This window comes from Antarctobacter jejuensis (assembly GCF_052266595.1).
Classification (GTDB): Bacteria; Pseudomonadota; Alphaproteobacteria; order Rhodobacterales; family Rhodobacteraceae; genus Antarctobacter; species Antarctobacter jejuensis.
In genome coordinates this window covers 348,731-368,010 of the sequence record NZ_JBQQXJ010000003.1, presented here as the reverse complement: position 1 = coordinate 368,010, position 19,280 = coordinate 348,731, and the positions used below count along the sequence as shown (strand labels likewise).

At 63.1% G+C, this 19,280-nt stretch carries 17 protein-coding genes; 11 read left to right on the top strand and 6 right to left on the bottom strand.

Annotated elements, in window-relative coordinates:
* Positions 1–63: 63 nt before the first annotated feature.
* Positions 64–1,257 (bottom strand): O-succinylhomoserine sulfhydrylase, encoded by a 1,194-nt coding sequence (metZ, locus tag ACTXGA_RS06835; protein WP_443392387.1) that lies wholly within the window; start codon positions 1,255–1,257, stop codon positions 64–66.
* A gap of 247 nt (positions 1,258–1,504) precedes the next feature.
* Here metZ and ACTXGA_RS06830 point away from each other — a divergent pair, with 247 nt between their 5' ends.
* Together ACTXGA_RS06830 and ACTXGA_RS06825 are read left to right on the top strand one after the other, a co-directional pair.
* Entirely contained in the window at positions 1,505–2,422 is a 918-nt protein-coding gene (locus ACTXGA_RS06830; protein ID WP_443392386.1) for an alpha/beta fold hydrolase, read from the top strand.
* A 119-nt stretch (positions 2,423–2,541) separates the two neighbouring features.
* Positions 2,542–4,407 (top strand): monovalent cation:proton antiporter-2 (CPA2) family protein, encoded by a 1,866-nt coding sequence (locus ACTXGA_RS06825; protein ID WP_443392385.1) that lies wholly within the window; start codon positions 2,542–2,544, stop codon positions 4,405–4,407.
* A gap of 88 nt (positions 4,408–4,495) precedes the next feature.
* Here ACTXGA_RS06825 and ACTXGA_RS06820 read toward each other — a convergent pair whose 3' ends face one another.
* From ACTXGA_RS06820 to ACTXGA_RS06800, 5 genes are all read right to left on the bottom strand, one after another.
* The gene (locus ACTXGA_RS06820; protein ID WP_443392384.1) at positions 4,496–5,002 is read right to left on the bottom strand and encodes a CarD family transcriptional regulator; all 507 of its coding nucleotides are present in this window, start codon (positions 5,000–5,002) and stop codon (positions 4,496–4,498) included.
* 274 nt (positions 5,003–5,276) lie between these two features.
* Positions 5,277–5,615: a ferredoxin FdxA gene (gene fdxA / locus ACTXGA_RS06815; RefSeq protein WP_443392383.1), complete on the bottom strand. Its 339-nt coding sequence runs from the start codon at positions 5,613–5,615 to the stop codon at positions 5,277–5,279.
* A gap of 54 nt (positions 5,616–5,669) precedes the next feature.
* Entirely contained in the window at positions 5,670–6,050 is a 381-nt protein-coding gene (locus tag ACTXGA_RS06810) for an RNA-binding S4 domain-containing protein (RefSeq protein WP_443392382.1), read from the bottom strand.
* Between the two features lies 1 nt (position 6,051).
* Entirely contained in the window at positions 6,052–9,012 is a 2,961-nt protein-coding gene (locus tag ACTXGA_RS06805) for a helicase-related protein (protein WP_443392381.1), read from the bottom strand.
* Between the two features lie 57 nt (positions 9,013–9,069).
* Positions 9,070–9,621 (bottom strand): tetratricopeptide repeat protein, encoded by a 552-nt coding sequence (locus tag ACTXGA_RS06800; RefSeq protein ID WP_443392380.1) that lies wholly within the window; start codon positions 9,619–9,621, stop codon positions 9,070–9,072.
* Positions 9,622–9,709: 88 nt separating this feature from the next.
* Between ACTXGA_RS06800 and ACTXGA_RS06795 the strand changes: the two genes are divergently transcribed.
* The 9 genes from ACTXGA_RS06795 (at position 9,710) to ACTXGA_RS06755 (ending at position 19,238) form a co-directional block, all read left to right on the top strand.
* Positions 9,710–10,000 carry an SCP2 sterol-binding domain-containing protein gene (locus ACTXGA_RS06795; RefSeq protein ID WP_443392379.1) on the top strand — a complete coding sequence of 97 codons (291 nt, stop codon included), beginning with the start codon at positions 9,710–9,712 and terminating at the stop codon, positions 9,998–10,000.
* Positions 10,000–10,962, top strand: a complete 963-nt coding sequence (locus ACTXGA_RS06790) for an alpha/beta fold hydrolase (RefSeq protein ID WP_443392378.1) — start codon at positions 10,000–10,002, stop codon at positions 10,960–10,962. The genes ACTXGA_RS06795 and ACTXGA_RS06790 overlap by 1 nt, the downstream gene beginning before the upstream one ends.
* A 54-nt stretch (positions 10,963–11,016) precedes the next feature.
* Positions 11,017–12,048 carry a ligase-associated DNA damage response exonuclease gene (locus ACTXGA_RS06785; RefSeq protein WP_443392377.1) on the top strand — a complete coding sequence of 344 codons (1,032 nt, stop codon included), beginning with the start codon at positions 11,017–11,019 and terminating at the stop codon, positions 12,046–12,048.
* Entirely contained in the window at positions 12,045–13,637 is a 1,593-nt protein-coding gene (locus ACTXGA_RS06780; RefSeq protein ID WP_443392376.1) for an ATP-dependent DNA ligase, read from the top strand. Before ACTXGA_RS06785 ends, ACTXGA_RS06780 begins: the two co-directional genes overlap by 4 nt.
* A gap of 102 nt (positions 13,638–13,739) precedes the next feature.
* Entirely contained in the window at positions 13,740–14,603 is an 864-nt protein-coding gene (locus ACTXGA_RS06775) for a hypothetical protein (RefSeq protein ID WP_443392375.1), read from the top strand.
* 86 nt (positions 14,604–14,689) lie between these two features.
* Positions 14,690–16,507, top strand: coding sequence for a M3 family oligoendopeptidase (locus ACTXGA_RS06770; RefSeq protein WP_443392374.1), 1,818 nt, complete (start codon positions 14,690–14,692; stop codon positions 16,505–16,507).
* Positions 16,508–16,790: 283 nt separating this feature from the next.
* A complete protein-coding gene (locus ACTXGA_RS06765; protein WP_443392373.1) occupies positions 16,791–17,387 on the top strand; it encodes a VPLPA-CTERM sorting domain-containing protein in 597 nt (198 codons plus the stop codon).
* A 435-nt stretch (positions 17,388–17,822) separates the two neighbouring features.
* Positions 17,823–18,419 (top strand): VPLPA-CTERM sorting domain-containing protein, encoded by a 597-nt coding sequence (locus tag ACTXGA_RS06760; RefSeq protein WP_443392372.1) that lies wholly within the window; start codon positions 17,823–17,825, stop codon positions 18,417–18,419.
* 144 nt (positions 18,420–18,563) lie between these two features.
* On the top strand, positions 18,564–19,238 hold the full coding sequence (locus tag ACTXGA_RS06755; protein WP_443392371.1) for a DUF6639 family protein: 675 nt from the start codon (positions 18,564–18,566) through the stop codon (positions 19,236–19,238).
* The last annotated feature ends 42 nt before the right edge of the window (positions 19,239–19,280 follow it).

The window sequence follows — 19,280 nt, the reverse complement described above, 5'->3', positions numbered from 1 at the left end:
ACAACTCAAGCATTATACGCCGAAGATCCCTAACCGGATCATACCACAACGGCATCGACATGCTCAGACCGACTCCAGCGCGGTCAGCAGATCCCGCACCAGATCCTCCGGGTCCTCGATCCCGACCGACAGTCGCACCATGCCCTCGCCGATGCCAAGGCTGGCGCGCTGCTCCGGTTTCAGACGCTGATGCGTCGTTGTGGCCGGATGCGTCGCGATGCTTCTCGCATCCCCCAGATTGTTGGACATGATGATGACCTGCAGCGCGTTCAGGAACCTGAACGCCGCCTCCTTGCCGCCCTCGACTTCGAAAGAGACAAGCGTTCCGCCCGCGCCCAACTGGCGTTGCGCCAGCGCGTGATGCGGGTGGCTGGCATGTCCGGGGTAGATCATCCGCGCAAGTTTGGGGTGATCGGCCAGCGCCTCTGCCACGGCAATCGCACCCTCGGTCTGCGCCTTCACCCGCAGCTTCAGCGTCTCCAGCCCCTTCAGCATGACCCACGCGTTGAACGGGCTCATGGAACCGCCGGTATGCTTCATGTAGGGCTCGACAACACCGCGGATATGCTCGCGCGTGCCAAGGATGATGCCGCCCAGGCAGCGGCCTTGCCCGTCCACGTGCTTTGTTGTCGAATAAACAACAATATCAGCACCTTGCACGATGGCCTTGGAGTAGATCGGCGTGGAAAACACGTTATCCACGATCACGGTGGCGCCATGCCGGTGCGCGACCTTGGAAACCCCTTCGATATCAACGAGTTGCAGCGTGGGGTTCGACATGGATTCGAAGAAAACCGCCTTGGTGTCCGGACGGATCGCCGCCTCCCACTGCGACAGGTCCTCGCCGTCGACAAACGTCACCTCGACCCCGAAACGGGTCAGCACGTCCTCAAGCACGTAAAGGCAGGACCCGAACAGCGCGCGCGCAGACACGACGTGATCCCCCGCCTTCAGCATCGAGGTCAGCGCACCGCTGACCGCCGCCATGCCCGACGCGCAGGCAAAGCCGTCCTCGGCCCCCTCCAGCAGCGCCATGCGCTCTTCGAACATTGCCACGGTCGGGTTGCCGTAACGGGCATAGATGAACTCATCCTCGCCCGCCTTGAGAAAGCGCGCCTCAGCCGCCTCGGCGGTGTCGTACACGAACCCCTGGGTGAGAAAGATCGCCTCGCTCACCTCGCCCCAATGGCTGCGTTTGGTGCCGCCGTGCACAAGGTTCGTGGCCTTGCCGCGTGCCGTAAAATCATTGCTGTTCATGGGTCTCTCCCCAACAAAAAAGCCCCGATCGCGGTCAAGCGAAAGGAGCCTTCCGTCTGACCTCTTTAGCGGATTTTGCCGAGTCGCTGCCCGACGTGGCCCGCAATCCGGTTACAAATCGCCACGGCGCTTGCCATAGAGCCGTTAAGAACACATTGCAAGAGCGTCACCGCATTGTAACCGGACCTTCACGAATTCGTCGCAGGCTTGGCTTAGGCCCACACACAAGATGTAGTGGAACGCTGCTATGCCATTGCTACGCATCACGGTTAACAAAGATCAGGCGCAGGTGCACGGAACAGGCCGCGCTCTGGCCCCGGTTCTGCGGAACGCTCTCCGACAGGAAGGCGGCCCTGTCACCATCATGGTGCACGGCTACAAATACCTGCCCGGCCATCCGGTTCATTGCCCTCATGGGTCGCTCCTGTCACACAAACCCCGGCAGGACGACTGGAAGATTATCAGCTGGCCCGGTCAACTTGGCCTTGGATCGGGCTGCGGAGAGGGGCTGGGCATTTCATTCGGCTGGTCCGCCCGTGGCTCGATCTGGGCGGCCCACAAGCGGGCAAAAGAGGCAGGCCACGCCCTTGCCGACCTGATCGCGCAGATCCGCGCTGCGGCCCCCACCCGCCCCATCAGCATCGTCGCCCATTCGCTGGGGGCCCGCGTTGCCCTGACCGCCATCCGCAACAGCGCGCCAGAGGCGGTTCGCCGCGCCATCCTGCTGGCCGCCGCCGAGTATGGCGCAAGCGCCCGTGCGGCGCTGGACAACTCCCACTGCGAGATGCTCAACGTCACCACCCGCGAAAACGACCTTTTCGATTTCCTGCTGGAACGGCTGATCGCCCCACCCGAACGCGGCGATCGCATGTTGGGGCACGGAGGCCTCAACCACGCGCGCCTCGTCACGCTGCAGATCGACGATCCGGCCAGCCTGACGGCGCTGCGCCGCGCGGGTTATCCCGTTGCCGCGCCCGAACGGCTGATCTGTCACTGGTCGCCCTACCTGCGGCAAGGGGTCTTTCCGCTGTATCGGGCCGTGCTGGGCGGGGATCTGTCCCTTGACGCCCTGCGCGACCTGCTGCCGGACCACTGCGCCCCCCGCTGGTCGCGCCTGCGTCCGCGCCTGCCCCGCGTGCAACCGCCGCTGCTTCCTGCGGAATAGGCGCGATCCCCCCGGCGGGCGGAATTTCGTGGACCACGCCGCCCGGCACATCATGTCACCTGTTGCCACCGGGGCGAGCGCACGCGCAATATGTAGCCGTCAAAACCCATGGGGCCGCGGTGGATTCGTTTCTCTTTCAAAGTTCTGTCCTGCTTCTGGCCGCCGTCGTCGCGGTGCCGCTGGCGGCCCGTCTCGGGCTTGGCTCGGTGCTGGGCTATCTCATGGCCGGCCTGATCATCGGACCCGGCCTCGGCCTCGTGGCCAATACCACCGACCTGCAGCACTTTGCCGAATTCGGCGTCGTCATGATGCTGTTCCTGATCGGGCTGGAGCTTGAACCGCGCGCGCTGTGGGACATGCGACACCGGCTGATCGGTCTGGGCGGGTTGCAGATAGCGCTGACCACCGGGCTGATCATGGTCACGGCGCAGATGCTGGGCCTTGCCTGGCAGACGGCGCTGGCCGTCGGTCTGGCGCTGGCACTGTCCTCGACCGCGATCGTGCTGCAGACCCTGAACGAAAAGAAACTGATGCAGACGAACGGCGGGCGCTCTGCCTTTTCCGTGCTGTTGACGCAGGACATCGCGGTGATCCCGATGCTGGTGATCTTTCCGCTGCTGGCGATCAGCGCATTTGTCAGCCCCAGCCGTTTCCTGACCGACCACTCCGATGACGCCCACCACGCCAGCATGTCGCTGGTCGAAGGGCTGCCGGGCTGGGGTGCCGCGCTGGTGACGCTGGGCGTCATCGCCGCGATCATAGTCGCGGGTGTCTACGGCGCACGGCCCCTGTTTCGCTACATCCACGCCGCCCGCCTGCCGGAGATGTTCACCGCCGTCGCCCTGCTGATCGTGATCGGCATCGCCTTTCTGATGACCCTGATCGGCCTTTCGCCGGCGCTCGGGACCTTTCTGGCCGGTGTGGTGCTGGCCAACTCGGAATTCCGGCATGAGCTTGAATCCGATATCGAACCTTTCAAGGGTCTGTTGCTGGGCCTGTTCTTCATCACCGTGGGCGCCGGTATCGACGTCGACGGGTTCATGGAGGCGCCGCTGGACATCATGGGCCTTGCGATTCTCGTGATCCTGCTGAAAGGCCTTGTTCTTTACGTCCTCGGACGCGCCTTTGGCCTGCGAAAGCGAGGTCTGTGGCTGTTCACCCTCGGGCTGGCACAGGCCGGGGAATTCGGTTTTGTCCTGATCTCCTTCGGCCGCCAGCAGAGCGTCTTTGACCAGGCGCTGGGGGATCAGCTCTTGCTCGTGATCGCACTGACCATGCTGATCACCCCCCTGCTCTTTCTGGTCTTCGATTTCCTGCGCAAGCGGTTCGAAGAAGACGGCGCGCCGCAAGAGCCCGACCAGATTGACGAAGAAGGTCCCGTCATCATCGCGGGCATCGGGCGGTTTGGCCAGATCGTCAACCGGCTGGTGCGGTCGACCGGGAACCGCACCGTGGTTCTGGATCATGACATGAAAACGATCCAGCTGATGCGCCGCTTTGGGGTCAAGGGTTTCTTCGGGGATCCGACCCGGCCGGAACTGCTGCACGCGGCCGGCATCGAAGGGGCGCGGGTTCTGGTGGCCGCGCTGGACGATCCCAAGGCCAATACCAAGCTGGTCGCCTATGCACGCCGCATCCGGCCCGACCTGCACATCGTGGCGCGCGCCAAGGACCGCAACCACACCTACGCTCTGTATCAGGCCGGGGCCAATGACATCGTGCGCGAGATGTTCGACAGCAGCCTGCGCGCCGGACGGTATGTTCTGGAAAACGTAGGCATGAGCGAATTCGAAGCGGCGATTGCCGAAGAGACCTTTTATCACCACGACCGCAAGACCATTCAGGAACTTGCCGAACTCTGGGACCCCTCGGTGCCGCCCGGTGAGAACGCCGCCTATGTGGCGCGGTCAAAAGAGCTGGAACGGGAGTTGGAGACCGAGCTGTATACGGCCCTGACCGAGCGCGGAAAGCAGGACGCGGCCTGAAAAGCGGTCAACAAAAGCGGCCGAACATCGGCAACAAAAAACCGCGCCCCGAAAGGCGCGGTCAGTCAAGTCTTACTGGGTCCGGGCGTTACGCCGCGCGCAACCCCAGAACATCGTCCACCTGCTTGGCCGCGGCGGCCTCGTCGCCGGACACGGCGGCGATTTCGCGGGTCAGACGTTCCAGAGCCGCCTCGTACAGCTGACGCTCAGAGTAGGACTGTTCGCGCTGATCGTCGGCGCGGTGCAGGTCACGCACCACTTCGGCGATGGCGATCAGGTCACCAGAGTTGATCTTCTGTTCGTATTCCTGGGCACGACGCGACCACATCGCGCGCTTGACCTTCGCCTTGCCCTTCAGCGTGCGCATGGCCTCGTTCACCACGTCCGGAGACGACAGCGAACGCATTCCGACTTCGGTCGCCTTGTGCGTCGGAACGCGCAGGGTCATCTTGTCCTTCTCGAAGGAGATCACGAAGAGTTCCAGGTTGATACCGGCGATCTCTTGTTTTTCGATCGACACGATCTGACCGACGCCATGCGCCGGATAAACCACGTATTCGTTCGGACGGAAGTCGTTTTTCTTGGTCTTGGTCATATAAGTCTTTCCTCGCAACTCAAGGTCGACAGGCGACAAAAAAGACGATCGGGGATCGCATGATTCCCGGTCATCTTGTTTCGGTCGGTGTGGTTACGCGCCGTAAGGCGCACGGGCAGGCTGCCCAGCGCATGCAGTCTTCATTTGAACAACGTTTATAACACAAAATGAGACGGCCTCCTAGCGGTCATCAAAATACGGAATAAAATTCCGTATTTCATAGACTTAGAAGGTCATGCTGCCGCCATGCATCAGCCTGCGGCGCGAATCGTTCTTATCCGCCTTCGCCGGGCGCCTCGCTGAAGTACTTGTCCAGCTTGTCGGTCTCGCCGTCACGCTCTTCTGCCTCGGGCAGCGGGTCTTTCTTGGTGATGATGACGGGCCACAGCTCTGCATACTTGCGGTTGAACTCGACCCATTTGTCCATGTCCGGCTCGGTGTCCGGGCGGATCGCGTCCGCCGGGCATTCCGGTTCGCAGACACCGCAGTCGATGCACTCGTCGGGGTGGATCACCAGCGCGTTCTCACCTTCGTAAAAGCAATCCACCGGGCAGACCTCTACACAATCGGTGTATTTGCAGGCGATGCAGTTGTCGGTGACGACGTAGGTCATGGGCTTTCAGTCCTGGGAAACGCGTTCTGGGGCTACCTAATCCAGCCCTCCGGATCATTCAAGCGCCGAGGGCCGTGCCTTGTCCAATTGTCGCCGGTCCTTTTTGGTCGGACGGCCCCCACCCTCGTACTTTGGCGCTTCGGGTTCGCGTTCACGCGGTTTGGGCGGGTCCAGATCCTCGTACAAGGCCTGCGCCTCGGGTGCGGGTCCGCGCCGGTCCCCGGGCGCGACCATGCGGATCACCCGCACATCCCGCATCTGCGGAAAGGTCAGCACGTCCCCGGAGTTGATCATATAGGCAGGTTTGGCGACGGGCACGCCGTTCACACGGCAATGCCCGGCCTGCACGACCTTGGCCGCCAGCGTGCGCGTCTTGAAGAAACGCGCATGCCACAGCCATTTGTCGAGACGGATCTTTGCACCCGCCTCAACCAAGTCAGGTCTTGTCCTTCAGCCCCATCAGGGCCGCCGCAAAGGGGTTGTCCGGATCGATGGGCTTTTCCTTGCGGGGCGGACGCGCCTCAAAGGTCTTGGCACCACCACCGGGCTTGCCGCCCTTGCCCTTGCCGCCGGGCTTGCCACCCTTGCCGCGCGGGCGGTCGCCCTTGTCACCGCGGTTCGGACGATCCTTGCGGTCGCCGCGCGGGGCATCGCCACCGCGCGCCTCGCGGCGCGGCTTGCCGGCACCGCGGCGGTTGTTGCCGCGGTTGCCACCCCAGGTGAAGGTAAAGAAGACCTCCATCTCCGGACCGGCCAGCGCCTCGTCCGGGGCCTGCCCCGGCTCCAGCTCTTCTTCCGGCGTCGCGGGAATCGGTGCCTCGGGTTGCGCCTCGGCGGGTTCAGCCGCGACAGGCGCCTCGCCCTCGTCGGGCAGCTTGGCGACCGGGTCGGCCACATCGGCGGGCGCAGGCGTTTCCGCCGCATCCGGCAACTGGCCGTCCGGCGTGGCATCGGCCACGTCCATCACCGGCACATCGCCCTCGGGGGTTGCGGTCTCGGCCACCACGGCATCCACCGGTTTGGCCTTGGCGCGCTCTGCCTTCTCGGCCTTGTAGCCCAGCCCTTCCATCAGGTCGGCGAACTGTTCCAGCGTCATGCCGGTGATCGACAGCATGTCCGCCTTGGCCTCAAAGCCCGCGCGGCTGTCCTCGGCCCGCAGCATGTCGGCCAGACGTTCCAGCATGTCGATGCGGATCGCCCGCGACCCGGCCTTGCGATAGCCCGCCAGCGTGTAATGCTGTGCCGGAACCGCGTCGATGTTCGGCACGGTGACCAGACCCGGCGGCGGCGCCTCGGGGAATTCGTCCAGCCCGCTGGACAGCGACCACAGCACCAGACGCAGCCGCGTCGGTGCCGGCTTCAGCAACAGCGGCATGAAGATCGTGTACTGACCAAAGCGCACGCCATGTTTGCGCAGCGATCCGCGCGCGTCCTGGTCCAGCGCCTTGACCTCATCGGCCACCTCGGAGCGCGGGATCACGCCCATCGACTCGACCATGCGGAAGGCAAACCCACGCGCCAGTCCGGTCAGCGCCTCGTCGCTCTGGATCTTCACCAGCGGCTCGAACAGCGCGGCGATCTTTCGATCCATGAAATGCTGCAAGCGGCGCTCGACCTTGCTGGCCACGTCCGCCCCGGCCTCGTCGTCGACAAAGGCCACGACGCGCGGCTTCAACGGGTCATCGCCCTTCGCCAGCTTGCCAACCGCCTGATCGCCCCACATCAACCCACCCTGCTCGGTAAAGTCGATCTCGGTATCGGGCGCGTTGTAAAAACGGTCCGCGCGCAGGTGGAAATGCGGCGTCAACGCCTGCAGCGATGCCTGCCGCAGCGTCTTGGCCTCCTGACCGGTCGCCTCTTTGTCCTGACGGAACCGGAACCCTTCGAGCCGCCCGACGAGATGACCCTCGACGGTGACTTCCCCTTGATCGTTCACTTCGGCCAAAAGGGCCTCCTTCTGCTTCAACCGGCGCAAAAGCACAGAGGTGCGCCGGTCTACAAATCTTTGAGTCAGCCGCTCGTGCAGGGCGTCCGACAGGGCGTCTTCTACAGCGCGAGTGCGCCCGCGCCAATGGTCTTCATCCGCAACCCAGCCCTTTCGTTGCGCGACATATGTCCATGTGCGGATATACGCCAGTCGTTTCGACAATGTGTCAATGTCGCCATCGGTCCGGTCGATCCGATTGACCTGTCGGCCCAGAAAATCGTCCGGAACGCTGCCGCGCTGGTGCAGATGCCCAAAGATAACGCTCAACAGGCCCGCGTGTTCCGCCGGAGAAATCCCCCGAAAATCGGGGATTCGGCAGACGTCCCACAACAGCTGCACCGACGGCCCGTCACTGGCGCGCGCCGCCACCTCCGCCTCGGCCGCCAATGTCCGCAGCGCGCGCAGGTCATCGGCCTCGCGCGCCTTGGTCAGCACCTCGTGGTCCGGGCTGGCGTCCAGACTGGTCTCCAGCGCCTTGATCGACCCGAACCGCAATTCCGCGCCGCGCCAGTTCAGTTTCTTCAGCGGCGTGAATTGGTGATTGCAGATCGCCTGCGCCCAATCCTCGGGGATCGGGCCCGCCTCTCCGGTGACGCCGAACGTGCCATGCGACATGCCGCGCCCGGCCCGCCCGGCGATCTGCGCCAACTCGTTGGGCTGCAGCGGGCGCATCCGGCGGCCGTCGAATTTCGTGAGCGAGGAAAAGGCCACATGGTCGATATCAAGGTTCAGACCCATGCCGATGGCATCCGTCGCCACCAGAAAATCGACCTCGCCGTTCTGATAAAGATCGACCTGCGCATTGCGGGTGCGCGGGCTCAGCGCCCCCATCACCACCGCCGCGCCGCCCTTTTGCCGCTTCAGCAGTTCGGCGATGGCATAGACGTTGTCGACCGAAAACCCGACGATGGCGGTGCGCGCCGGCAACCGGCTGATCTTTTTCGACCCCGTGTAGGACAGCTGGCTCATCCGTTCGCGACGGACAAATTCCACCCCCGGCACCAGCGCCGCAATCGGCCCGCGCATGGTGTCGGACCCCATGAACAGGGTCTCATGCGTGCCGCGCATGCGCAGCAGCCGGTCGGTGAAAACATGGCCGCGCTCGGGATCGGCGCACAGCTGGATCTCGTCCACCCCGACAAAATCCGCGCCCATGCCCTCTGGCATGGCCTCGACCGTGCAGACCCAGTACTGGGCGCGCGGCGGCACGATGCGTTCCTCGCCCGTGACCAGCGCCACCACCGATGGCCCGCGAATGGCAACGATCTTGTCATAGACTTCGCGCGCCAAAAGGCGCAGCGGCAAGCCGATCACCCCGGTGCGATAGCCCAGCATCCGCTCGATGGCGTAGTGGGTCTTGCCTGTATTGGTCGGGCCAAGGATGGCCGCGATCCGGGGTCTCTGGGCCATGGGCCGCCTATCCTGCGGGCTGTCCGCCCGCCGCGGTCCTGCCCGTACTTCCTGTGCTTACAAGGTGATGCCGATGGCCTCACGCTCCAGCCGCTGCATTGCCTTTTCGACTTCGGTGTCATGCGGCCTGAGTTCAAGTACCTTCTCGTAGGCGCGATAGGCAAGACCGGTCTTGCCGACCCGCTCGTTGATCGCCCCCACCCCGCGCAGCGCCCCGAAATGATCGGGGTTCAGCGCCAGAACCCGTTCCAGCGCATCCATCGCCGGGCCGAACCTTTCCAACGCGAAATAGGCCAGCGCCATCCCGTGCCAACCTTCGGCGAATTCCGGCGCATGGTCCGTCAGCGCGTGAAAATGCTCCAGCGCCTTGCCCGGGTCGTTGACTTCCATCGCGTCGCGCCCGCGCTTCAGCAGCAGGTCCATGCTGGCCGAACCGGTCTTGGACCACTCCGCCATGATCTGATTCTCAAGCCGTTGCGCAGCGGTTTCGCTCTCGGCGCCTTTCAGCTCCAGCATCAAGCCCGTGACATCGCCCTGAGCCGTCCCGAGGGAAGGTAGGGAAATCATGACTAGGGTGAAAAATGCCGCGAGGGTACGTTTGTAATTCATAAGTGCCGTCCTCATAACTTACGGTGAGTTTAGCGCCTGATCTCAGGTAAACCACCGCACGATTATGCGAGCAAGTCGAGGAGCAGAAATGAGCGACACAGTCAACGCGGCCGTCGCGGCCCTGAACGAAAAGATGGGCGGCGATGGATTTGACGGCACCGCGAAAATGACGATCGAGGACGAAGGCAGCCTGATCATCGATGAAAACGGCGCCCACGCCGGCGATGAGGCGGCAGATGTCACCCTGACCGCCGACGCAGACACCTTCCGGTCCATCCTCGAAGGCGACCTGGATCCGACCTCGGCCTTCATGTCGGGCAAGCTGTCGATTGACGGCGACATGTCCGCGGCCATGCGTCTGGCGCAGGTGCTGGCCTGATGTCCCCCGTCCCCGCTCCGTTCCATGCCGACCTTGCTGAAGGTCCGGCAGATTCCCGCGCCTGGTGGATGGAAACATCCGACGGGCTGCGGGTGCGCATCGCGCATTACGGCAGTTCGGGGACACGCGGTACGGTCCTGATGTTTCCGGGCCGCACCGAATATGTCGAGAAATACGGCCGCGTGGCCCGCACCCTGTCGGATGCGGGCTATCACACCTTGGCCATCGACTGGCGCGGTCAGGGTCTGGCCGACCGGATGCTGGACGAACGCCGCACCGGCCATGTCCATGTATTCGAGGATTATCAACGTGATGTGGCCGCCATGCTGGCCCTTTCGGACCATCTGGACATCCCGCAGACCAAACACATGATCGCCCATTCCATGGGCGGCTGCATCGGGTTGCGCGCGCTGAACGACGGCCTGCCCGTCGCCTCTTGCGTCTTTACCGGCCCGATGTGGGGCATCCGCATCTCGGACCCCGTGCGCCCCGCCGCATGGGCGATTTCGCGCGTGTCGAAATCCGTGGGCCTTGGCCATCTCTTTGCGCCCGGCACCGGGGCGGACAGCTACGTCGCCTCCAATGCCTTTGACGACAACCTGCTGACCACCGACGCCGAGGCATGGGACTACATGCGCCGTCAGGTGCTGGCGATTCCGGAACTGCAACTGGGCGGCCCCTCGCTGCACTGGCTGCATGAGGCCCTCGCCGAAACCCGCCGCCTTGCCCGTGCCCCCTCTCCGGAGCAGCCCTGCATCTGTTACTGCGGCACCAATGAACGCATCGTCGACGTCGACCGCATCCGCGCGCGCATGTCGCGCTGGTCCAATGGCCGGCTGGACATGGTCGAAAGCGGCGAACACGAAATCCTGATGGAAGCGCCGAAAAAGCGTGAGCGTATCCTCTCCGAAATCGCCGCGCATTTCGACAGCGCCAGCGAAGAGACCGCCCTGCGCGCCTGATCCCCTGACGTCACAGCACTGGCCAAGCGGCGATTTCCGCCTATCGTCCGGGACATGGCCGATCCTGTCCTGACCTTCACAGACCGTGGCATCTATTGCTCTGCCGGGGATTTCTTCATCGACCCGTGGCGCCCCGTGCCGCGTGCGCTGATCACCCACGGCCATGCCGACCATGCCCGCCCCGGGCATGGCTCCTACCTTGCCACCGATGCCGCGCTGCCGGTGATCCGCCACCGTCTGGGCGAGATCACGGCAGAGGCCATTCCCTATGCTGAACCCCGCCGGATCGGCGGCGCCTCCGTTTCCTTCCACCCCGCAGGACACCTGCCCGGCTCGGCCCAGATCCGGGTCGAGGTCGGCGGACAGGTCTGGGTGGTGTCGGGCGATTACAAGACGACGCCGGACGGGCTCTGCGAGCCGTTCGAACCCGTTCGCTGCCATGCCTTCATCACCGAATGCACCTTTGGCCTGCCGGTCTTCACCTGGCCCTCGCAGGCCGAAGTCGCGGCAGAGATCAACGCGTGGTGGGCCGCCAATGCCGCCGCCGGGCGCGCCTCTCTGCTGGGGGCTTATTCACTGGGCAAGGCGCAGCGCCTGCTGTCGCTGCTGGACCCGCAGGGCCCCATCCTGACCCATGGCGCGGTGGAAAACACCAATGCCGTGCTGCGCGCGCAGGGCTACGATCTGCCCGCAACCCTGCAGGTCACCCCGGACATGGACGTCAAGGCGCACAAGGGCGCGCTGGTCCTTGCGCCGCCCTCGGCGCTTGGCAGCACTTGGGCGCGGCGGTTCGGCCCGGCCTCCACCGGGTTTGCCTCTGGCTGGATGCGGGTGCGCGGCATCCGCCGCCGCCGCGCGATGGATCGCGGCTTTGTCCTGTCGGACCATGCCGACTGGCCCGGCCTGCAAGAGGCCATCGCCGCCACCGGCGCAGAAACCATATACGCCACACATGGTTACACGGACATCTTCGCGCGCTGGCTCCGGGATCAGGGCTATGACGCCCATGTTGTCCCGACCGAATTCGGGGGTGAGGACGGGGCCGACGACGGCACAGATGGCGGCACCGGTGAGGCCGCGCAATGAAACGCTTTGCCACCCTCTTCAACGCCATCGACCAGTCCACCAAAACCACCGTGAAAACAAAGGCCTTGGCCGAGTATTTCACGCAAGCGCCGGATGAGGACAAACTCTGGTGCATCGCGCTGTTTTCCGGCCGCCGTCCGAAACGCGCCGTGACCACAACCGCCCTGCGCGAATGGGCGGCGGAACGCGCGGGCATCCCGCTCTGGCTGTTCGAAGAGGCCTATCCCATCGTCGGCGATCTGGCCGAAACCATCGCCCTTGTCCTGCCGCCCGCCGACAGGACTTCGGATCACAGTCTTTCCCATTGGATCAATACCTTGCAGGCTCTTCATGACATCCCGTCCGAGGACCGCAAACCGCATATCCTGAGCGCATGGGACCAGCTCGACACCACCGAACGCTTTCTGTTCAACAAGCTGATCACTGGCGGTTTTCGCATCGGTGTCAGCCGCAAGCTGATGACCCGCTCATTGGCGCAGGCCACCGGGCAAGATGAGGCGGTGCTGGCGCACAAGCTGATGGGCAGCTGGACACCGCAGACCACCACCTATCACGACCTGATCGAAACCGACGACCCCGCCGCCGACCAAAGCCGCCCCTATCCCTTTTACCTCGCCTACCAACTGGAGGACGTGCCAGAGGCGCTTGGCGAACCGTCCGACTGGCAAGCGGAATGGAAATGGGACGGCATCCGCGGCCAGTTGATCCTGCGCGACCGCGATCACCACGTCTGGTCCCGTGGCGAGGAACTGATGACCGACCGGTTCCCCGAATTTGCCCGCGCCGCCGATTTCCTGCCGCCCGGCACGGTGCTGGACGGTGAAATCCTCACTTGGGACGGCACTCAGCCGCTGCCCTTCAACACCCTGCAACCTCGCATCACCCGCAAGACCGTGCCAAAGAAACTGCTGCGCGAGGCGCCGGTGATCATGCTCGCCTATGATCTTCTCGAAAAAGACGGCAAGGACCTGCGCGAACACCCCCTGTCAGCCCGGCGCGCCGCGCTTGACACGCTGCTGGCAGACCTCCCCGATGACGCCCCTGTCCGGCCTTCCCCCACCGTCGCCTTCGACACATGGCAGGATCTGGCCACCATCCGCGCCACCGCCCGCGATCAGCGCGCCGAGGGGCTGATGCTGAAACACCGCGCCGCGCCCTACCGCGAAGGCCGCAAGAAAGGCGACTGGTGGAAATGGAAGCTGGACCCCCTGACCGTCGACGCGGTGATGATCTATGCCCAACAGGGCCACGGCCGCCGCGCCAACCTGTTCACCGATTTCACCTTTGCCGTCTGGCAGGGCAACGAACTGGTCCCCTTTACCAAGGCCTACTCGGGCCTGACCGACAAGGAATTCAACCAGATCACCGCATGGGTGCGCAAGAATACGCTGCAACGCTTTGGCCCGGTGCGTCAGGTGCGCCCGGAACATGTCTTTGAAATCGCCTTCGAGGGCATTCAGGAAAGCCCCCGCCACAAGTCCGGCATCGCCCTGCGTTTTCCGCGTATGTCCCGCTGGCGACACGACAAATCCCCGCAAGAGGCGAACACGCTGGATGACCTGCGCGCCCTCCTGTTGAGCAATTCTTGAGCATGACTTCACGTTTTTGACAGGGTCGGGTTTCTCGCACTGGCCCTCGGCCACCCACCGTGTGTATCTACGCGGGTCTTCCATTACCGGCCTTATCTCAAAATGCTTCGTTCGCTCCTCCTTTCCCTCGGCCTGATCGGTCCCCTTGCCGCCTCGGCCCAGTCGCTGTCCTTCGAGGGCACGCTTGCCGTCGGCCTGACCGATATTGGCGACCGTGACACCGTCGGCTTTGTCGACGCGACGCTGGCCGTGCCCATGGGCCTCGGCGCACTCAGCTTTGAGCTTGGCGGGTATCTCTACGCGCTCGACGGCAAGCGCCCGCATGAGACCTACGCCGCCTTCGCTTGGGACGACACATGGCGCATCGGCGTCGTGCGCCCGGCCTATGACGCGGTTCTGCCCTCCGTCTTTCAGCGCACCGCCCCCTACCTGTCCTACCTGCGGACCGAATATAACCGCTCACACACCACGCTGGAGGCGATGCGCCGCACTGCCGTGCCGTGGGGCGCGTCGTGGCAGCAGAGCTTTGGACAGACGGATCTGGCCTTTTCCGCGCATGACGCCTCCAAGGGCGGGTTCAGCGCCGCCTCGCTTTCGGTCGCGCATCACGGGAACGGCTGGATGCTGGCGGGCGCGATCGAAACGGTCTGGTCCCCGCATGACGGCCACGAAGGCATCAACGCCAAGGTCGGCGCACAATTCGATATCCAGCAGGCCAAAGTCGGCATCGCCTGGCTGCACCCCGAGGCGAATGACCGCGACGAAGCGCTCTCGCTCGATCTTGCCATCCCGGTCACGCCGAAATTCGATGTCCTTGCCTTTGGCGAGTTCACCGAAAGCGGCAAGGATGACGCCTATGGCATCGCCGTCGATTTCAAGATCCGCCCCGATACCAGCCTGCTGCTGGCGGGCACCGACGGCGCCATCGGCCCCGGCGCGCACCTGACGCTGGAACGCCGGTTCTGATCCGCACGGCCATTTCTTGCCCGACCGCTTGCCTTTCCGCGGTGTCGGCCCCTATGTGAAGGGAACACGAAAACAGAGGCCGCATGATGTTCGACAAGACACGTTTCTTTGACGCCAACGCCAACGCCGGGGGCAAGGATCTGGGCGATCTGCCCGAATGGGACCTGACCGATCTCTACGCCTCCGCCGACGCTCCGGAACTGAAACGCGATCTGGACTGGCTCGAAGAGGCCTGCCGCAGCTTCGCCGCCGATTACGAGGGCAAGCTGGACACGCTCACGCCCGATGAATTCCTGACGCTGGTCAAGCGGCATGAGAAACTGGAAACCGTCGGCGGGCGCATCATGTCCTTTGCCGGCCTGCGCTATTACCAGGTGACCACCGACGCCGAACGGACCAAGTTCCTGTCCGACTGCCAGGAAAAGCTGACCAATTACACCACCCCGCTGGTCTTCTTCTCGCTGGAAATGAACCGGCTGGACGATGACCGCTACGCCGCCCTCTTCGAAGGCAACGCAGAACTGGCCCGCTACCGCCGCGCCTTTGACCGCATGCGCGCGATGAAACCCTATCAACTGTCCGATGAGCTGGAAAAATTCCTGCACGATCTGGGCGTTGTGGGCGACGCCTGGGAACGGATGTTTGATGAGACCATCGCCGGGCTGACCTTTGAGGTCGACGGCGAAGAGCTGAACATCGAGGGCACGCTGAACCTGCTGACCGAACAGGATCGGTCCAAGCGTGAGGCCGCCACCCGCGAACTGGCCCGCGTCTTTGCCGACAACATCCGCACCTTTGCTCGCGTCCACAACACGCAGACCAAGGAAAAGGAAATCCTCGACCGCTGGCGCGGGATGCCCACGGCGCAGACCGGCCGTCACCTGTCGAACGACGTCGAACCAGAGGTGGTCGAGGCGCTGCGCAACGCCGTTGTCGCCGCCTATCCGCGCCTCAGCCACCGCTACTACGCGCTCAAGCGCAAGTGGCTGGGACTCGACACCATGCAGGTCTGGGACCGCAACGCGCCCCTGCCGATGGAAACCACCCGCACCGTGACATGGGACGAAGCCCGCGAAACGGTGATGAGCGCCTACAACGCCTTTGACCCGCGCATGGGCGAAATCGCCACGCCGTTTTTCGAAAAGGGCTGGATCGACGCCGCCGTGAAACCGGGCAAGGCCCCCGGCGCCTTTGCCCACCCCACGGTGACAGAGGTGCATCCCTACGTGATGCTCAACTACCTCGGCAAACCGCGCGACGTGATGACGCTGGCGCATGAACTGGGCCACGGCGTGCATCAGGTTCTGGCCGCCGGTCAGGGCGAAATGCTGGCCTCCACCCCGCTGACCCTGGCCGAAACCGCCTCTGTCTTTGGCGAGATGCTGACCTTCCAGAAGATGCTGGAGGGCGCCAAGGACCAGAACGAGCGCAAGGTGCTGCTGGCGGGCAAGGTCGAGGACATGATCAACACGGTCGTGCGCCAGATCGCCTTCTACGACTTCGAATGCAAACTGCACGAGGCGCGCCGCAGCGGAGAGCTGACCCCGGACGACATCAACGCCCTGTGGATGTCGGTGCAGGCCGAAAGCCTTGGCCCGGTGTTCGAGTTCACCGAAGGCTATGAAACCTTCTGGTGCTACATCCCGCACTTCGTCCACTCGCCCTTCTACGTCTACGCCTATGCCTTTGGCGATGGCCTCGTGAACGCGCTTTATGCCGCCTACAAGGACGCGCCCGAGGGGTTCCAGGACAAGTATTTCGAGATGCTCAAGGCGGGCGGATCGAAGCACCACAAGGACCTGCTGGCCCCCTTCGGCCTCGACGCCTCTGACCCCGCGTTCTGGGACAAGGGGCTGAGCATGATCAAAGGCTTCATCGACGAATTGGAGGCGATGGAAGCTTGATTCGCGGTATTTTGCAGTTCTGCGTCCAGCTCAGCCAGCTGGATGCAAACTTGCCTCTGATCGTCAGCTCTTCAGACATCACCATTGGTCTGAGAAAGCAGGGCAATGATCCGAAGTAACATCCATTGTTCGTGAACCGTGTGCATACATTCAGTCAACCTTGACTTGTGTGCACTGCCCAAAAGATGGTTACCGCACGGCCCGTTCAATTTCCCGTGAACTAAAGGTTTGTTTAGACCTCGGGTGTTGATGTGGCACGATGGAACAGCACGGGGCTCGAGTAATGAAACATCTGATGGCTGCGGCCGTTGTCTTAACAATTTCCGCGACATCCGCGACCTCTGCGGTTGTAGATTTCGAAGGCATCCTAGCACCCGGCATAGAGATGGCCGGCAATCCGATCCTTCCCTACGTAGAGGACGGGTTCTTGGTCGTCGATGGCAACAGCGGGGGACGAAACGCCATTTTCGGACCGACGCACTATACCAATGACAATGGCAGCGCAGTTCTGGGTTGGGTTTCCAATTCGACAATTGCGATCTGCTCTGTCAGTGGTGGCGTTTTCGACTTCCTTGGGTTTGACGGAACAAACCTAACCCCCGGCGGTCCCGTTGGGCACTTCAAGGTAACAGGTTTTTTCTCCGGCGGCGGAAGCATTACCGAGACCTTTGCGAACACGGTCGATGCATTTTCCACCTTTAATGTGTCTGGCTTCACAGGATTGATTGCAGTGCACATCCGCAATGCGGAAATGTACGATGGCGCAGTGGACAACCTGCGTTTTGGGCCCTCTCCGGTCCCGATTCCGGCCTCCATCCCCCTACTCGCCCTCGCCCTTGGATCGCTAGGCGTCGTTGCCAGCCGCCGAAAGACAGGCTGATACTATCATCCTAAGCGCTCAACGCAGGTGTTCGAAGCACCACAAGGACCTGCTCGCCCCCTTCGGCCTCGACGCCTCCGACCCCGCGTTCTGGGACAAGGGGCTGAGCATGATCGAAGGCTTCATCGACGAATTGGAGGCGATGGAAGCCTGATCCACAGGCCCCACGCAACCAACGCACGAAACCCAAGGGCAACCGCAACTATAACCGGGCAAGAAATTGCCCGGTTTTCGTCGCTATTGAGCCCGTTTCCCGGTCAATGATGCAGTCAAACGACCACTGATTGCTGAAACATGCCGCCATCCGATCAACCTGGAATTGTGTCCATGGCCCGAAAGATGGTTAACGCGTGCCCCGCCAAGGACCGGAGAACCGCTGGCTCGGTTCACCCCGGTTTCTGACAGGGCACGGCACAAAACGAACGGGTTCGAGCGATGAAAAAGCTGACGGCTGCGGCCGCTGTCCTGATACTGTCCGCCACCTCCGCGTGGTCCGCGGTGGTGGATTTCGAAGACGTCCTTGCGCCGGGCGCGATTGTGGCTGGCGATCCGATCTTTCCCTATGTCGAAGACGGCTTTGTGTTCACCGATGTCAGCAGCGGTGGCAGAAACGCCATCTTCGATGCATCGGCCTCTTGGAATGACAATGGCACGGCGGTGCTGGGCTGGGTGTCCAATTCCACCTTCGCGGTCGCCTCGGCCAGCGGCCGGGTGTTCGATTTTCTAGGCTTCGACGGCACCAACCTGACCCCGGGCGGGGCAGTCGGACAATTCGAGGTGACGGGCTTTTTCGCCAGCGGCGGCAGCATCTCGGCGATCCTTGCCCATACGCTCGACCGCTTTGCCACCTATGACCTGTCAGGCTTCACCGGGCTCACCTCGGTGCAAATCCGCAACGCGGGCATGTACGACGGGGCGGTGGACAACCTCAGGCTCACCCCCACCCCGGTCCCGATCCCGGCCTCCATCCCCCTGCTCGCATTGGCGCTTGGCAGCCTGGGACTCGTGGCCCGCCGCCGAAAGTCGGGCTGAGGGTAGAACCGCTCCGAAACGGCAAATGTGTGCGGCCAAGGCTGCATTCAATGCGCTCAGGTCGGCAGCCCTCAGACACCCCAAGACCCTTTCGCCCCTGCGACAGATGAATTCTCGACCGGATCGGTCTAAGCTGAAACGGTTATGAAAGGTTGCGTCCTCTCAATCGCGCTAACACTGCTCGGCGTTGGGGTTTCAAGTGCCGAGGAAAGCTTCAGCTGCGCCGATTCAAAAGCGACCGTTCTGTCCACAGACAAAGAGCTGTCGTCCCGAATTTGCGAGGTTGTTTCGCGGTCGCTTCCGGTGCTCCGAAATTGCCACCTCGTGGCACGACGCCCGCTGGTCATCCGGGTCTCGCAGCAATTGCATGGGACGGGTTACATTGCGCGTTTCGCCCCTCATCGGCAAGAAATCCTCCTGCCCGCGCCACAGGATCTTGGCAATCACTTTGCGGCCGACAGCGCCTTTCTCACGGTGCCAAAGCGAGACCTCTTTGAAAGCATCATCGTGCACGAAATGGTGCATGCCTTATTTAGCAGCACCATCTGCGGGCGCGAAACCTGTCTGGCGGGGCACGAATACCTCGCCTATGCGTTGCAAATAGACGCTCTCCCAAAACAGTCCCGCGATCAACTGCTTACGGCGTTTCCCGAGGTAAAACCGCAGGGTTTGGAATGGTTCGACAACCGGACCCTCACAGAGACACCAGAGCTTTTTGCCGTGACCGCATGGCGGCATTTCAATCAGCCTGCACACGGCTGTGACTTGGTCTCAGGACTGGTAACGGGGAAGACCGTCTTTCCTTCCGATCAGGAATGATGCCCGCGCTTTTAACCCCTTGATCTGGCATTCCACCTAAGC

Bases quoted from the DNA above. Each gene is read 5' to 3' on its own strand.
- ACTXGA_RS06800 (WP_443392380.1), bottom strand. From the start codon at position 9,621: ATGAATTACAAACGTACCCTCGCGGCATTTTTCACCCTAGTCATGATT.
- ACTXGA_RS06770 (WP_443392374.1), top strand. From the start codon at position 14,690: ATGTTCGACAAGACACGTTTCTTTGACGCCAACGCCAACGCCGGGGGC.
- ACTXGA_RS06830 (WP_443392386.1), top strand. From the start codon at position 1,505: ATGCCATTGCTACGCATCACGGTTAACAAAGATCAGGCGCAGGTGCAC.
- ACTXGA_RS06760 (WP_443392372.1), top strand. From the start codon at position 17,823: ATGAAAAAGCTGACGGCTGCGGCCGCTGTCCTGATACTGTCCGCCACC.
- fdxA (WP_443392383.1), bottom strand. From the start codon at position 5,615: ATGACCTACGTCGTCACCGACAACTGCATCGCCTGCAAATACACCGAT.
- ACTXGA_RS06755 (WP_443392371.1), top strand. From the start codon at position 18,564: ATGAAAGGTTGCGTCCTCTCAATCGCGCTAACACTGCTCGGCGTTGGG.
- metZ (WP_443392387.1), bottom strand. From the start codon at position 1,257: ATGAACAGCAATGATTTTACGGCACGCGGCAAGGCCACGAACCTTGTG.
- ACTXGA_RS06785 (WP_443392377.1), top strand. From the start codon at position 11,017: ATGGCCGATCCTGTCCTGACCTTCACAGACCGTGGCATCTATTGCTCT.
- ACTXGA_RS06790 (WP_443392378.1), top strand. From the start codon at position 10,000: ATGTCCCCCGTCCCCGCTCCGTTCCATGCCGACCTTGCTGAAGGTCCG.
- ACTXGA_RS06820 (WP_443392384.1), bottom strand. From the start codon at position 5,002: ATGACCAAGACCAAGAAAAACGACTTCCGTCCGAACGAATACGTGGTT.
- ACTXGA_RS06795 (WP_443392379.1), top strand. From the start codon at position 9,710: ATGAGCGACACAGTCAACGCGGCCGTCGCGGCCCTGAACGAAAAGATG.
- ACTXGA_RS06775 (WP_443392375.1), top strand. From the start codon at position 13,740: ATGCTTCGTTCGCTCCTCCTTTCCCTCGGCCTGATCGGTCCCCTTGCC.
- ACTXGA_RS06805 (WP_443392381.1), bottom strand. From the start codon at position 9,012: ATGGCCCAGAGACCCCGGATCGCGGCCATCCTTGGCCCGACCAATACA.
- ACTXGA_RS06780 (WP_443392376.1), top strand. From the start codon at position 12,045: ATGAAACGCTTTGCCACCCTCTTCAACGCCATCGACCAGTCCACCAAA.
- ACTXGA_RS06765 (WP_443392373.1), top strand. From the start codon at position 16,791: ATGAAACATCTGATGGCTGCGGCCGTTGTCTTAACAATTTCCGCGACA.